General features: G+C 67.1%; 9 protein-coding genes and 1 tRNA gene. 7 read left to right on the forward strand and 3 right to left on the reverse strand.

The genetic code is table 11. The features are described from left to right. The first annotated feature begins 68 nt into the window (after nucleotides 1-68). The 4 genes from ACTHQV_RS09995 to ACTHQV_RS10010 all read left to right on the forward strand — a co-directional run bounded on the left by ACTHQV_RS09995 (nucleotide 69) and on the right by ACTHQV_RS10010 (nucleotide 5,160). Entirely contained in the window at nucleotides 69-1,409 is a 1,341-nt protein-coding gene (locus ACTHQV_RS09995) for a dicarboxylate/amino acid:cation symporter (protein WP_440490020.1), read from the forward strand. 76 nt (nucleotides 1,410-1,485) lie between these two features. After that, a complete protein-coding gene (locus tag ACTHQV_RS10000; protein ID WP_440490022.1) occupies nucleotides 1,486-2,991 on the forward strand; it encodes an alginate export family protein in 1,506 nt (501 codons plus the stop codon). Nucleotides 2,992-3,066: 75 nt separating this feature from the next. Further along, nucleotides 3,067-4,680 carry an NAD-dependent malic enzyme gene (locus ACTHQV_RS10005; protein WP_440490023.1) on the forward strand — a complete coding sequence of 538 codons (1,614 nt, stop codon included), beginning with the start codon at nucleotides 3,067-3,069 and terminating at the stop codon, nucleotides 4,678-4,680. A gap of 105 nt (nucleotides 4,681-4,785) precedes the next feature. Further along, complete coding sequence (locus ACTHQV_RS10010) at nucleotides 4,786-5,160, forward strand: hypothetical protein (protein ID WP_440490025.1); 375 nt, start codon at nucleotides 4,786-4,788, stop codon at nucleotides 5,158-5,160. 33 nt (nucleotides 5,161-5,193) lie between these two features. Here the strand turns inward: ACTHQV_RS10010 and ACTHQV_RS10015 are convergent, their stop codons facing one another. Continuing rightward, a complete protein-coding gene (locus ACTHQV_RS10015; RefSeq protein ID WP_440490027.1) occupies nucleotides 5,194-5,394 on the reverse strand; it encodes a hypothetical protein in 201 nt (66 codons plus the stop codon). Between the two features lie 39 nt (nucleotides 5,395-5,433). Next, nucleotides 5,434-7,632 carry a TonB-dependent receptor gene (locus ACTHQV_RS10020; protein ID WP_440490028.1) on the reverse strand — a complete coding sequence of 733 codons (2,199 nt, stop codon included), beginning with the start codon at nucleotides 7,630-7,632 and terminating at the stop codon, nucleotides 5,434-5,436. A gap of 91 nt (nucleotides 7,633-7,723) precedes the next feature. Between ACTHQV_RS10020 and ACTHQV_RS10025 the strand changes: the two genes are divergently transcribed. Beyond that, nucleotides 7,724-10,171, forward strand: a complete 2,448-nt coding sequence (locus tag ACTHQV_RS10025) for a PepSY domain-containing protein (protein ID WP_440490030.1) — start codon at nucleotides 7,724-7,726, stop codon at nucleotides 10,169-10,171. Between the two features lie 7 nt (nucleotides 10,172-10,178). Here the strand turns inward: ACTHQV_RS10025 and hspQ are convergent, their stop codons facing one another. Continuing rightward, nucleotides 10,179-10,553: a heat shock protein HspQ gene (hspQ, locus tag ACTHQV_RS10030; protein WP_055994544.1), complete on the reverse strand. Its 375-nt coding sequence runs from the start codon at nucleotides 10,551-10,553 to the stop codon at nucleotides 10,179-10,181. A gap of 132 nt (nucleotides 10,554-10,685) precedes the next feature. Here hspQ and ACTHQV_RS10035 point away from each other — a divergent pair. Continuing rightward, a tRNA-Ser gene (locus ACTHQV_RS10035) sits at nucleotides 10,686-10,775 on the forward strand. A gap of 176 nt (nucleotides 10,776-10,951) precedes the next feature. Continuing rightward, complete coding sequence (locus ACTHQV_RS10040; RefSeq protein WP_440490032.1) at nucleotides 10,952-14,254, forward strand: glycosyltransferase; 3,303 nt, start codon at nucleotides 10,952-10,954, stop codon at nucleotides 14,252-14,254. The last annotated feature ends 1 nt before the right edge of the window (nucleotide 14,255 follow it).

Consider the following 14,255-nt stretch of genomic DNA (forward strand, 5'->3'; position numbering starts at 1 on the left):
CATTCTCGCAGCGCCAACCGCCACCAAAAGAACAGGGCCGGGCGCACCAGAGGATGAAAGGTCGTCGCATGATAATCACTGGTCATTCCACCCATCCGCCGATCCCGCCCGCAGCCAAGCCATGGTATACGCATCTGTACGTACAGGTGCTGGTCGCCATCGTGTGCGGCGTGTTGCTCGGTCACTTCTATCCGCAGACCGGCGAAGCGCTGAAGCCGGTCGGCGATGCGTTCATCAAGCTCGTCAAGATGATCATCGCGCCGGTCATCTTCCTGACGATCGTCACCGGCATCGCTGGGATGCGCGACCTGGCCAGCGTCGGCCGCGTCGCGGGCAAGGCATTCGCCTATTTCCTGTTCTTCTCGACCCTCGCGCTGATTGTCGGCCTGATCGTCGGCAACCTCGTCCAGCCGGGCGCCGGGCTGAACATCGATCCCTCGACGCTCGATACGTCGAAGGTCACCGAATACGCCGAAAAGGCGCATGACACGACCATCACCGGGTTCCTGATGGGAATCATCCCGGACACGTTCATCTCGGCGCTGACCGAGGGCAATATTCTCCAGACGCTGTTCGTCGCGATCCTGTTCGGCATCGGGCTCGCCATGATCGGTGACAAGGGCGAACGCGTCCTCGACGGCCTGAACGAAATCTCGATCGCCTTCTTCAAGGTCGTGGCGATCGTCATGAAGGCCGCTCCGATCGGCGCGTTCGGCGCGATGGCCTTCACCATCGGCAAATACGGCATCGGCACGCTGTTCAGCCTCGCGGCACTGGTCGGCACCTTCTACCTCACCGCCCTCGTGTTCGTCGTGGTCGTGCTCGGTGCGGTCGCCCAGTTCTGCGGCTTCTCGATCTTCAAGCTGATCTCGTATCTGAAGGCCGAACTGCTGCTGGTGCTCGGCACCTCGTCGTCGGAAAGCGCGCTGCCCTCGCTGATCGAGAAGATGGAGCGTGCGGGCATCCCGAAGTCGATCGTCGGGCTGGTCGTGCCGACCGGCTATTCGTTCAACCTCGATGGTACCAACATCTACATGACGCTGGCGGCGCTGTTCATCGCGCAGGCGTGCAACGTCGACCTGACGCTCGGCCAGCAGCTGCTGCTCCTCGCCGTCGCGATGCTGTCGTCGAAGGGCGCGGCGGGCGTGACCGGTGCGGGTTTCATCACCCTCGCCGCGACGCTGTCGATCGTGCCCACCGTGCCGGTCGCCGGAATGGCGCTGATCCTCGGCGTCGACCGCTTTATGAGCGAGTGCCGCAGCCTGACGAACTTTATCGGTAACGCGGTAGCAACCGTCGTCGTCGCAAAATGGGAAGGCAAGCTCGACAAGCACCAGTTCGACGAGGCCCTGGCCGGTCGCAGCGTGCGGGTCGACCAGATGCCCGAAGGCGCTATTCCCGCCGAGTGATCCCAACCTGCCGGCCCGGAGCGATCCGGGCCGGCGTCGACGACATCGCCCTGCGGGCGAACAAAGGTATGCCGAGATGAAGACGTTGCTGCGGCTGTGCGCCGCCTCCACCCTGATCGTTCCCGTCGCCGCCTGGGCCGAGGAAGCCCCCGCTCCCGCGACCGCCGCCGCGACCACGACCGTGCAGGTCGCCGATCGCGGCAATGCCCGTCCGGTGGCGCAGGAATATCCGACCGCAGGGGTCGGCGACGGCGTGACCGCCGGTGGCTACAACCAGTCGCGCTGGGCCGAGGACTGGACCAGGTATCGCGATCCCAAGAAGCGCGACGACTTCCTCGACCGGCTGAAATATATCCCGATCGGTGGCGACGACGTCTATCTGACGCTGTCGGGCGAGTTCCGCTACCGCGTCAACCTGACCACCAACCCCAATCTGCGCGACCGCGAGGCGCAGCGCCAGGACATCAACCGCATCGTCGGCGGTGCCGACCTGCATCTGGGCGACCATGTCCGCCTGTACGGCGAACTGGCCCATGCCGGCATGTCGGGCCGCAATCTGGGGGTGAAGGCAGGGCAGCTGCACAACGACCTGGTCGTGCAGCAGAGCTTCGCCGACGTGACCGGCACGATCGGCGGCGTCGATCTGGGCGTACGCTATGGCCGGCAAACCTTTGCCGACGGCCCGAACCTGATGGTCGTGCCGCGCGACAACAACACCATCTTCTTCGTCTACAACGGCGTGCGCGCCTGGGCGAAGGGCGACGCGATCCGCGGCGACGTCTTCGATTTCAAGACGACCCGGCTGGGCGTCGGCGGGACCGGTGACGACATCGTCGACGACAATCGTCGCTTCTCGGGCGCGACCGTCGGCTTCGTGCTGCCCAAGACCTTGCTCGGCGGATCGAACCTGTATTTCGACCCATTCCTCTGGCGGCTGCGCAACAGCAACGCCGTCTGGGGCGGGCGGACGGCGGAGGAAGTCCGCAAATTCTACGGGCTGCACCTCTATGGCGACAGCGGCCCGGTGAATCTCGACTGGACGGTCAATTATCAGGGCGGCGAATTCAATGGCCGACCGATCTCGGCATGGCTGATCCTGCTGCAACAGATGTACAAGGTCGGCAAGTCGAAGACCGCACCGCGCGTCGGCTTCCACTTCGACTATGCCAGCGGCGGCGGCTCCTATGGAACGGGCACGCTCAAGACCTCGCTCGCGCCGTTCGGCAACAACATCTATTACAGCTATCAGCTCTATGCGACGCCGACCAACATGATCGCGTTCGCGCCGAGCGTGCAGTTGCAGCCGACGTCGAAGCTGCGACTGGCGGCGGAATATCAGCTGTCGTGGCGCGACAGCCTGAATGACGCGGTGTACCGCGCCAACGGACAGGCCTTTGCCGGCACGCAACTCGGCAATTCGCGCAAGATCGCCGATACCATCCGCTTCCAGGCGATCTATCCGATCAGCCCGCGGGTCAGCCTGACCGCGCGCTACGAGCATCTGATCGCCGGACCGGCGCTGACCGATGCGAATTACAAGAGTTCGGACTTCTTGGCCGGCTGGATCAGCTTCCGCTTCTAGTTCCTTGAGCCAACTCGCGCCCCGGTGGTCTCCGCCGGGGCGTTTCTTTGTCTTCTGAATCCGAAGGGATCGCCGATGTCCCCCGCCGCCCATGCCGCCGCCCGCGCGCTGCTCGCCGATCCGCTGACCAACAAGGGCACCGCCTTTACCGAGGCCGAGCGCGATCTGCTGGGCCTGCACGGGCTGTTGCCGCCGCATGTCGGCACGCTCGACAGCCAGATCGAACGCCGGCGTCGGGCGCTGGCGGGCATGCCCGACGATTTCCACCGCTACTCCTTTCTGCGCGAATTGCAGGATTCGAACGAGATCCTGTTCCACGCGCTGGTGCAGCGCGACCTGCCGGCGATGCTGCCGCTGGTCTATACCCCGACCGTCGGCGAAGGCTGCGAGCGGTTTAGCGAGATATGGCGCCGCCCGCGCGGGCTGTTCCTGTCCTGGCCGAACCGCCATCGGATCGCCGACATCCTCGCCGACCCGGCGCTCGACCGGGTGAAGGTGATCGTGGTCAGCGACGGCGAACGCATCCTCGGCCTCGGCGATCAGGGCGCGGGCGGCATGGGCATCCCGATCGGCAAGCTGGCGCTCTATACCGCCTGTGCCGGCATCCATCCGGCGGAAGTCCTGCCGATCCTGCTCGACGTCGGCACCGACAATGCCGCGCGGCGCGACGACCCACTCTATGTCGGCTGGCGCAATCCGCGCATCCGCGGCGCCGAATATGACGCGTTCGTCGAGGATTTCGTGACCGCCGTTGCCGATCGGTTCCCCGGCGTGCTGCTGCAATGGGAGGATTTCGCCGGCCACAACGCCTACCGGCTGCTGGAGCGCTATCGCGACCGGTTGCTGAGCTTCAACGACGACATCCAGGGGACCGCCGCCACGGCCGTCGGCACGTTGTTGTCGGCGATCGAGCGGACGGGCATGGCCCTGACCGAGCAGCGCATCCTGCTGTTCGGTGCCGGGGCGGCCGGGTGCGGCATCGCCGACATGTTGTTGCAGACGCTGCAAGCCGAAGGGCTGGACGAGGCGCAGGCACGCAGCCGCATCTGGGCGGTCGATCGCGACGGGCTGATCCTGTCGGACATGGACGGATTGTCGCCGGCGCAGACCGAACTCGCGCGCGACCCCGACGACGTGGCGGCGTGGACGCGGACCGCGCATGGGGCGATCGACCTGTTCGACACCGTCGCCAATGTTCGTCCGACCGTGCTGATCGGCGCATCGGGCCAGCATGGCGCGTTCACCGAGGCGGTGGTGCGTACCATGGCACAGGCGGTCGCCCAGCCGGTGATCTTTCCCCTGTCCAACCCGGTGTCGCGGGCCGAGGCACATCCGGGCGACCTGCACCGCTGGAGCGCCGGTCGCGCGCTGATCGGCACCGGCAGCCCGTTCGGCGTGGCCGGCGTCACCCAGGTCAACAACGTGTACATCTTTCCGGGCGTCGGGCTGGGCGCACTTGCGGCGGGTGCGACCAAGATCACCGACACGATGTTCATGGCCGCCGCGAAAGCGCTGGGTGCGATGGGCGGCGACGATACGCTGTTGCCGCCCATCGAGCGGTTGCGCGACGTCGCACTCGACATCGCCGTCGTCGTCGCGAAGCAGGCGGTGGCCGACGGGGTCGCATCGGCCGATGCGGTGACCGACCGCGACGGCATCGCGGCCCAGATGTGGACACCGACCTACTGACCGGTTCGGAACCCTGCCGCCCCGATCGGCTTTCGCTTTGCTGTCGATGCCGTCCAGCGTCGGTTCACCCGGACCGGCGCAGGACAGGGACAGAAAGGAACCGATATGAAGCAGTTGATGCAGATACTTGCCGGGGTCGGCCTGACACTCGCCGGGCTGACCGCCGTTCCCGCCGTGGCGGACGCGCAGCCGCGCCATCATGCGCACCGGCATGACGACGGTCCGCGGGCGCGCGACCATGACCGCCGCCGCTGGGACGATCGTCGCCACTGGGACAACCGGCGTGGCTGGAACGACCGTCGCGGCTGGGACAATCGCCGCGCGTGGAACGACCGCCGCTGGGACGGGCGCCGCGACCGATATGGCTATCGCGGCGAGCGGATCATCCATGGCGGATCGCGCGAAGCTGCGGCGATGGGGGTCCAGTATCGTGGTCCCTGCCGCTACGTCATCCGCAACGGCCGCCGCGTCTGCGGATGAGCCGACGACCCCGTCCGGCGATACCGGGCGGGGTTATTGCTTGGGCGTGACCCAGACCGACACCGGCACCACGACCTTGCCCGGCGCGGGCTTGCCGACATCGACCCGGTCGGCAGTGACCAGTTCACCGGTTTCGAGATTGAACGACGCCCATGGCTTGGGCATGCGGCCGAAGGTCATCTTCTGGATCGGCTGGCCGGTGGTCGAATTCATGATCGTAGCAGTGATAGGCATGGCCGGGCGGGTAGCCCCCGCCCCGCCGGTCTGTCCAGTTCAGAAACGCGTGTCCCAGCCGAGCGTGAAGGTTCGCCCGCGCCCGGCAAAGAAGGCGAAGTTGTCGCTGGGCAGACGGGTGTCGCTATTATAATCGATATAGAAGCGGTCGAAGATATTCTGCGCACTCAATGACAATCCGCCGAACTTCGTCTGGTAGCGGACTTGCGCATCGGTGACGTCATAGCCGCCGAAATTATTGTCCGGGTTCGGGTTCGCCTTTCCCCGGAAATTGCGGGACAGGTAGAATTGGGTCTGCACCCGTGCGGTCAACGGACCGCTGGCGACGTCGGCGGCGAGGTTCAGGCGGTCGGGCGAGATGTTGGTCCCGTCGAGATCGGTGTCGACCACACCGTCGCCGGGCGCGCGATCGCTGTCATAGCGGCCGAGGATATGGGCATAGCCGGTCGAGACGCGCAGGCCGGGCAGCGGGGTCTGTACCGCCAAGCTGACCTCCAGCCCCTCGATCTCGACGCGCTGACGCTGCACCTCTAAAATGCCGTTGCCCTGCGCGATCAGCAACTGGCCACGATCGCTCGACGACCAGAAATAGGTAGTGCTGGCGTCGAGCGGCCCGCGCTTCACCTCGACGCCGACCTCGCGATTGTTCGACACGACCGGCTGGATATCGAGGAAGTCGTCGAGCCGGACATTGGGCACGGCGATAGCGCGGGTGATGCGACCGATATCGGCCATGGTGAAGCCCTGCGCATAGCTGGCATAGGCGCGCACGCCGGGGACCGGTTCGACGATCGCACCGCCGTTGAACAGCAGGTCGCTGAATTTCGGTTTGCCACCGGTCACCGCGACGCCGCCATAGGTTGCGGCATTGCGCCCGTCATAGGTGGTCGAGGCGAGCGTGCGGAAATCGTTGATCTGGACCTGCACATTCTCCCAGCGCGTGCCGCCGGCCACGCGGACGACGCCGTCGAACAGCTTCAGATTGGCCTGTGCGAACGGGGCGAGGCTGCGAAAATCGGCGGGCGGCACCCAGATGCGGTCGGTCGCGATCAGCCGCTGTTCGGTCTTGTCGAACAGCGCGTCGAACCCGATCGTCGCCACCAGTGCCTCAAAGCCGGGGATGGCGCGTTCGTAGCTGGCCTTCGCCCCCAATTTGCGTGAGCGATTCTCCGACTGGTCGAACAACGTGCCGACCGGGGCCAGCGCCGGATCCTGAAACGTCGGGGTGAAGGTCACTTCGCCACCGAACGTGTCGTGCGTGCGATTGAAGAAAAGCTGCGTGATCAGATTGCCACCGAACAGGTCGCTGTCGGTATAGGATAGCGACAGCGCCTCGGCGCGGTTGGCGGCGGGTTTGCCAGGCGGATCGCCGCGCACCGCGCTGGTCGGCAGGCCGGTGCGGCGGTTGCCGGCAATGGCGACGTAATCGCCGTCGCCGTTCAGTTCGTAGCGATTGGCGATCAAATCGAGCCGGCCGGTCGCACCGACCTCCATCCCGAAGCGCGCGAAGAAATCCGTGGCGCGCGAATCCTGCGTCTCGCCCTGTGTCAGGTTGACGCCGATGCGCCGATCCTGCGCATCGTAGAAGGCACCGCGTCGCTCGTAGCTGCCACCGATCGTCGCGTCGAAGCGTCCGGCCTTGCGCTGGACCAGCCCGGCCACCTTGCCGCCGATCCCGTCCCGTTCGAAGCCGTCGGCGGTCGTCCCCTGCAACAGTGCCCTGCCGCTGACGCCCTCCTGTCGCGGTGCGCCGACCGTCACCTGATTGACGATGCCACCGGTGCCGCCCACCCCCTGCAACGCGTTCGATCCGTAGATCAGTTCGACGCGGTCGATGAAGAAGCCGTCGATGGTGAAGCCGTCGCGGCTGCCGTCGCGCAACGGCGTCGTCTGGGGGATGCCGTTGATTGCGTAGAGCGGCGAGCGGCCGCGCAGCGTCTCCCCCGCCCCCGACAATTTACCGCGGGTCGGTGAGAAGCTGGGGGTCAGCGTCGCGACGGCATCGGTGACGCTGCCGGAAATCGCGATCTGCTGGTCGAGCGCCTGCTTGTCGATCAGGTCGATGGTCAGCGGCAGGGCGTTGGGCGGCAGGATTGTGCGCGCGGCGGTGATGACGATGTCGTCACCGGACGCTTCGTCGCTGGCGGAGGGCACCTCCGGCTGCGCCATTGCCGTCTGCGGGACCAGCGTGAACGCCGCCCCGATCAGCCAGTACGAACGTCCCATCGGCGACGTCATCATCATTCCCCCTGCGCAACGATTGACCTAATTTGAGGCGTGCGCTATCGCGATCAATTATCAATAGCAAGCCGAAACGAGCGAACCCTCGATGATCCGCACCGTGCTTTTCCAGATCCACTGGTTTCTCGGCATCACCGCGGGGCTGGTGCTGGCAGTGATGGGGGTCACCGGCGCATCGCTCAGTTTCGAACCGGAAATCCTTGCCGCGCTGAACCGCGACCAGCCGGTCGTGGCGGGTGCGCGTCTGTCGGGACCGGCGTTGATCGAACGATTTGCGGCGCAGAAGCCGGGCGCGGTGATCACCCGCCTGACCGTACCCGCCGATTCGAGCGAGCCGACGCTAATCAGCTATACGCTGCCCGGGTCGAAGGAGCGCCATCTCGAGCGCATCGACCCGACCAGCGGACGGCTGGAAGGCGCGTTGCGCGGCAGCGGCGTGTTCGAGGTGATGGAGGACCTCCACCGCTGGCTGGCGCTACCCGATGGCGGCGACGGGATCGGGCGGCAGATCACCGGCTTTTCGGCGATCGCGCTGGTATATTTCGCGCTGTCGGGCCTGTATCTACGCTGGCCGAAGCGGCCGCTCGACTGGCGCAACTGGTTCGTGCTCGACCTGAAAAAGACCGGGCGCAACCTGTATCGCGCGCTGCATGCGGTGATCGGCGGCTGGGTGCTGGTCTTCTACCTCATCAGCGGCCTGACCGGGCTGTGGTGGTCCTATGACTGGTATCGCGACGGAGTGAAGGCGATGCTGGTCGCCGAAGCGCCCGCCGAGCGCACCCGCCCCGCCAAGGGAGCGAAGCCCGACCTGGCGCTGGCATGGCGCGGTTTCGAGCAGGCGACCGAGGGGCGCCGCTACGACCGGATCGTTGCCAGCGTCCGCGACGATCAGGTGCAGTTCCGCGCGAAGCTGCCCGATGCGCGCCACGACCGGGTCAGCGACGAACTGACCATCGACGGCATAAGCGGCGCGGTGGTGTCGGCGACGCCCTATGCCGCGCGGACGCTGGGCGAAGATATCGTCACCAGCGTCTATGAACTGCATCGCGGCGCCTATTTCGGCATCGCGGGACGGATCGCGATCCTGCTGAGCAGTCTGGCGATGCCGCTGTTCACCATCACCGGCTTCCTGCTGTATTTCGCGCGGCGGCGGCGCAAGGCGGCGTTGGCGGCGGTGGTCAACGACACGACGGACGTCCCGGTGGCGCAGGCGACGACGCTGGTCGCCTATGCCAGCCAGACCGGATCGGCCGAACGGATCGCGCGACTAACCGCGAAAGCGCTGCCCGCTGCCACCGCGCTGCCGATCGCCGCCCTTGACGACGCGGCATTGGCGCGGGTCCAGCGGCTGTTCGTGGTCGCCAGCACCTATGGCGAGGGCGAGCCGCCCGACGCGGCGCGCGCCTTTGCCCGCACGCTCGACGGACCGGCACCCGATCTGTCGCACCTCCAATATGCGGTGATGGCGCTCGGCGACCGCGAATATGCCGAATTCTGCGCGTTCGGCCACCGGGTCGACCGCTGGCTGCACGATCGCGGCGCGACCCGGCTGTTCGATGCGGTCGAGGCCGATGGCGACGATGCCGATGCGCAGCGCCATTGGCAGCGGCAACTGGCGGGGCTAGGCGCGCGCACCGATCAGCCCGACTGGGCGCCGGCGGCGATGGACGACTGGCGGCTGGTCGAACGGCGACTGCTTAATCCCGGCAGCAGCGGCGGCGAGGCGTGGCACGTCGCGCTCGCACCGGTCGGTGGCGGGGCGGACTGGTGCGCGGGCGATATCGTTGAGATCGTGCCGCAACAGGATGTCCGCCGGGTCGATGCGTTCCTGCGCCGCGCCGGCATCACCGACATGCCGGAGACGCGCGCGCTGCTGATGACGCGGATACTGTCGGACGCGCCCGATGCCGATATCGCCACGCTCAAGCCGATCGGCCACCGCGAATATTCGATCGCATCGATCGCCGCGTCGGGACGGGTCGAACTGATCGTGCGGCGCTGCCCAGCGGCCGACGGCTATGACGGGCTGGGCTCGGGCTGGCTGTGCCACGGCGCACCGATCGGCGGGATCGTGCAGGCGCGGGTGCGGGCCAACCCCGCCTTCCACCCGCCGCAGGACGCCGCCACGCCGCTGATCCTGATCGGCAACGGCACCGGGCTGGCCGGGCTGCTTGCCCATATCCGCCACCGCGCGGCGGGCGGCGGCGGGCCGGTGGCGCTCTATTGGGGCGAGCGACAGGTGGCGCACGACGATTTCCATGCGGCGGAGCGGCAGAGGCTGGTCGAGCGCGGCGTGCTGACCCGCGCGATCACGACGTGGTCGCGCGATCCGGGCGGCCATCGCTATGTCCAGGACGCGGTGGCGGCGGATGCACCGGCGATTGCCCAGGTAGTCGCTGCCGGGGCGGCGATCTATGTCTGCGGCAGCGTACAGGGCATGGCGCCCGCCGTCCATGCCGCGCTGGCGACGATCCTCGGTGATGCGACGGTCGAAGCGATGCTGGCGGACGGACGCTACCGCCGCGACATCTACTGACCGGCGATCAGTGGCGGTGTTCGCGCCGCAACCGGTAGCGACCGTCGGCATAGTCGTCGAACAGGCCGGTGATCGCGGGATGGTCGACCGGCTCCTCGCTGTCGTCGGCGATCAGGTTCTGCTGGCTGACATAGGCGACATAGCTCGCCTCGGCATTTTCAGCGAGCAGGTGATAGAAGGGCTGGTCCTTGCGCGGGCGGGCCTCGGCCGGGATAGACTGATACCATTCCTCGCTGTTGGCAAAGATCGGGTCGATATCGAACACGACCCCACGGAAATCGAACAGGCGGTGGCGCACGACGTCGCCGATCGAGAAACGGGCATGGGCGACCGGCGGCAACGGCGTGCCGAGGTCGAGCGAGGGGGAGGACGGGGCCTTCATGCGAAATAATCTAGGTCCGATGTGCGATTGCAGCAAGGAGGCGCTTGCAAGTCTCGAATCCTTGGGCTAACCGACCGCCCTCGCTGACCACCGTGCCGCGCTGACCTGCGGCATGGAGCGAGAAACCTCTGCGGAGAGGTGGCAGAGTGGTCGATTGTACCGCACTCGAAATGCGGCGTGCCTTTACGGGTACCGAGGGTTCGAATCCCTCCCTCTCCGCCAGATACTCCCCAGCGTAATAGAACAGGTGCGTGACGCTTTTGCGGCGACCCAACTGCGCGCCCGCGGCTTGCGGCATGACCAAAAGTTCATCGCGCGCTCACCGCCCTGCCCGATCCGCTCGACTAGGCGGCGGTCGATGACCGTAGCGTTCGGTCGGTGCAGCCAAGGTCGACCGTGTGAGCAAGCCAATCTTCTTCGATCCGACCGGCCGCCGGGGCGTCTGGGCAAGGCGCGGGGTCGCGTTGCTGATCCTCGCCGTCATCGCGGCGGCGATCGCCTTTGCGACGACGCTGGTCGCGACGCCGCGGACGCTGGGCATTCCCCTGCCCTTCGCCCGGCGGCATGGCGAGGCGTTCGCACCGCGGGCCGACAAGACCGCGCGTCATGGCCGCTGGCTACCGCGTACCAGCTCGCTCAAGGCGGGCGGCACGCCGCTGACGATCGGCTTCTATGCGCCCGATACGGCGGGCGGGATCGCGTCGCTGCAACGCCATCTCGACACGCTCGACTGGGTGGTGCCGGCGTTCGTCAGCGTGGTGGGTACGCAGGTCCATGCGATCGACGATCCGCGGCTCGAACAGGTGCTGACCGGTGCGCGCCATGCGCCGAAACTGTTGCCGATGGTGCAGAACCTGACCGATTCCGACTGGGACGGTGCGGGCGCGGCGAAGATGCTGGCCGATCCGGCGGCACGGTCGGCGCTGGTCACCGAACTGGCGGGATATGTGCGCGCGCACCATGCCGCCGGGCTGGTGATGGACTATGAAAGCCTGCCCGCCACCGCCGTCGCCCGTTATCCGGCGTTCCTGGCGCAGCTGAACGCGGCGCTGCCCAAGGATGCGGTGCTGGCGGTGACGGCGCCGGCGGGGGATCCCGACTGGCGGCTGGGCGATCTAGCGCGCGCCACCGACCGCGTCATCCTGATGGCCTATGACGAGCATTGGGAAAGCGGATCGGCCGGGCCGATCGCGTCGCAGCCATGGTTCGTCGGGCAGGTCGAAAGCGCGTTGCGACAGGTCGGTCGCGACAAGCTGGTCGTAGCGCTCGGCAGCTATGCCTATGATTGGCACGACGGCAGCGCCGATGCGCTGTCGATCGAGGAGGCGTGGCTGGCCGCGCATGATTCGGCGGCGACGGTCGGGTTCGACAGGGCGAGCGGCAATGCCGGCTTTGCCTATCAGGACGAACGCGGCAGCAGCCATCAGGTGTGGATGCTGGATGCGGCGACGAGTTGGAACCAGATGGCGGCGCTGCGCCGGCTGGGGATCGATGCGGTCGCGATGTGGCGGCTGGGCAGCGAGGACGCCGGCTTCTGGAGCGACCTGACCGCCTATCGCACCGCCGACCGCGTGCCGCGCATCACCCGGTTGCAGTCGGCGCTGAACGTCGATGTCGAGGGTAGCGGCGAGGTGCTGCGCATCACCGCGCGGCCGACGCCGGGGGCACGCCGCGTCGCCTTCGACCGGAACGGCATGATCGCCGACGAAGCCTATGCCGCGCTGCCGACGCCCTATGTCGTGCAGCGGACGGGAGCGGCCGATCCGAAGGCGATCGCGCTGACGTTCGACGACGGGCCCGATGCGACCTGGACGCCGCCGATCCTCGATGCGCTGGAGGCGGCGCATGTGCCCGCGACCTTCTTCGTGGTCGGCGAGAATGCGATCGAGCATCCCGGCCTTTTGCAGCGGATCGTGCGCGACGGCGACGAGATCGGCAACCACAGCTATACCCACCCCAATATGGCAACAACCGGCGAGCGGACGACGACGCTGGAGCTGAACGCCACGCAGCGATTGATCGAGGCCTATACCGGGCGATCGACGACGCTGTTCCGCGCGCCCTATTTCGGCGACGCCGAACCGACGACGATGGACGAGATCGCTCCGGCGCTGCTGGCGCAGGATCTGGGCTATACGGTGGTCGGGCTGCACGTCGATCCCAATGATTGGCAGCGGCCGGGCACCGACGCGATCGTGCGACAGGTGGTCGAGCAGGTCGAGGATGCCAGTGCCGACAGTTCGCGCAACGTCGTGCTGTTGCACGATGGCGGTGGCGACCGAGCACAGACGGTGGCGGCGCTACCGCAGATCATCGCGATCCTGCGGGCGAAGGGCCATCATTTCGTTACTGCCTCCGCGCTGGTCGGGGTGCCGCGCGCGGTCGCGATGCCGGCGGTGACCGGGCGCGACCTGGCGGCGGTGCGGACCGACGTCGCGATCTTCATCGTCATCGCCGCTATTTCGGTGTTGCTGGCATGGCTGTTCTACCTCGCCATCGCGCTCGGCATGGCGCGGGCGGTGTTGATGGCGGGACTGGCATGGTTTCAGTCACGACGCGAACGGCCGACGCCGCCCGACTATCGCCCGAACGTCACGGTCATCATCCCCGCCTATAACGAGGAACGGGTGATCGCCGATTCGGTCGCGCGCGTGATGGCCAGCGACTATCCGGGATTGCAGGTGATCGTCGCCGATGACGGGTCGAAGGACGGGACGAGCGCGGTGGTCCGCGCCCGGTTCGACGCCGATCCGCGGGTCACGCTGCTGACGCTGGCCAATGGCGGGAAGGCGGCGGCGCTCAACCGCGCGCTGCTGCAGGCCGATGGCGAAATCATCATCGCGCTGGACGCCGATACCCAGTTCGAGCCGACGACGATCGCCCGACTGGCGCGCTGGTTCGAAGACCCGGCGCTGGGTGCGGTCGCGGGCGATGCGCGGGTCGGCAATCGGGTCAACCTCGTCACGCGCTGGCAGGCGGTCGAATATATCACCGCGCAGAATCTGGAACGCCGCGCCTTGGCCGGGTTCGACGCGATGACGGTGGTGCCGGGCGCGGTCGGCGCGTGGCGGCGTGTGGCGCTGGACGCGGTCGGCGGATACCCGGAGGATACGCTGGCCGAGGATCAGGACCTGACCATCGCCATCCAGCGGGCCGGGTGGCGCGTGACCTATGATCCGAATGCCATCGCGTGGACCGAAGCGCCCGAGACGTTCAAGGCACTTGCCAAGCAGCGCTATCGCTGGGCGTTCGGGACGCTGCAATGCCTGTGGAAGCACCGCGCGATCCTGCGCAGCGGCAAGCCGGCGGGTCTGGCGCGGATCGGACTGCCGCAGGCATGGCTGTTCCAGATCGCCTTTGCTGCAGTGTCGCCGCTGATCGACCTTGCGCTGTTGCTGTCGATTGTCGGGACGGCGGTACGGGTGGCGCAGCATGGCTGGGCACAGACCAGCGGCGACGTGTCGCAAATGGGGCTGTACTGGCTGTGCTTCACCGCGATCGACGTCACCTGCGGCTGGATCGCGTACCGGCTTGACGGGAACAAGGCGCGCTATCCGGCGCACCTGCTGGTCGCGCAACGGCTGGTCTATCGTCAGATCATGTATTGGGTCGTGCTGCGCGCGATCGCTTCGGCGGTCGGCGGGTTCGTGGTCGGATGGGGCAAGCTGGAGCGGACCGGGAGCGTGCAGGCGACCGCCTGAC

It is taken from the genome of Sphingomonas sp. SAFR-052 (assembly GCF_051965015.1).
Classification (GTDB): domain Bacteria; phylum Pseudomonadota; class Alphaproteobacteria; order Sphingomonadales; family Sphingomonadaceae; genus Sphingomonas.

What these genes read in the sequence shown, in the direction of transcription:
- ACTHQV_RS09995 (WP_440490020.1), top strand. Translation starts at nt 69, where the DNA reads ATGATAATCACTGGTCATTCCACCCATCCGCCGATCCCGCCCGCAGCC.
- ACTHQV_RS10000 (WP_440490022.1), top strand. Translation starts at nt 1,486, where the DNA reads ATGAAGACGTTGCTGCGGCTGTGCGCCGCCTCCACCCTGATCGTTCCC.
- hspQ (WP_055994544.1), bottom strand. Translation starts at nt 10,553, where the DNA reads ATGAAGGCCCCGTCCTCCCCCTCGCTCGACCTCGGCACGCCGTTGCCG.
- ACTHQV_RS10015 (WP_440490027.1), bottom strand. Translation starts at nt 5,394, where the DNA reads ATGCCTATCACTGCTACGATCATGAATTCGACCACCGGCCAGCCGATC.
- ACTHQV_RS10025 (WP_440490030.1), top strand. Translation starts at nt 7,724, where the DNA reads ATGATCCGCACCGTGCTTTTCCAGATCCACTGGTTTCTCGGCATCACC.
- ACTHQV_RS10005 (WP_440490023.1), top strand. Translation starts at nt 3,067, where the DNA reads ATGTCCCCCGCCGCCCATGCCGCCGCCCGCGCGCTGCTCGCCGATCCG.
- ACTHQV_RS10010 (WP_440490025.1), top strand. Translation starts at nt 4,786, where the DNA reads ATGAAGCAGTTGATGCAGATACTTGCCGGGGTCGGCCTGACACTCGCC.
- ACTHQV_RS10020 (WP_440490028.1), bottom strand. Translation starts at nt 7,632, where the DNA reads ATGACGTCGCCGATGGGACGTTCGTACTGGCTGATCGGGGCGGCGTTC.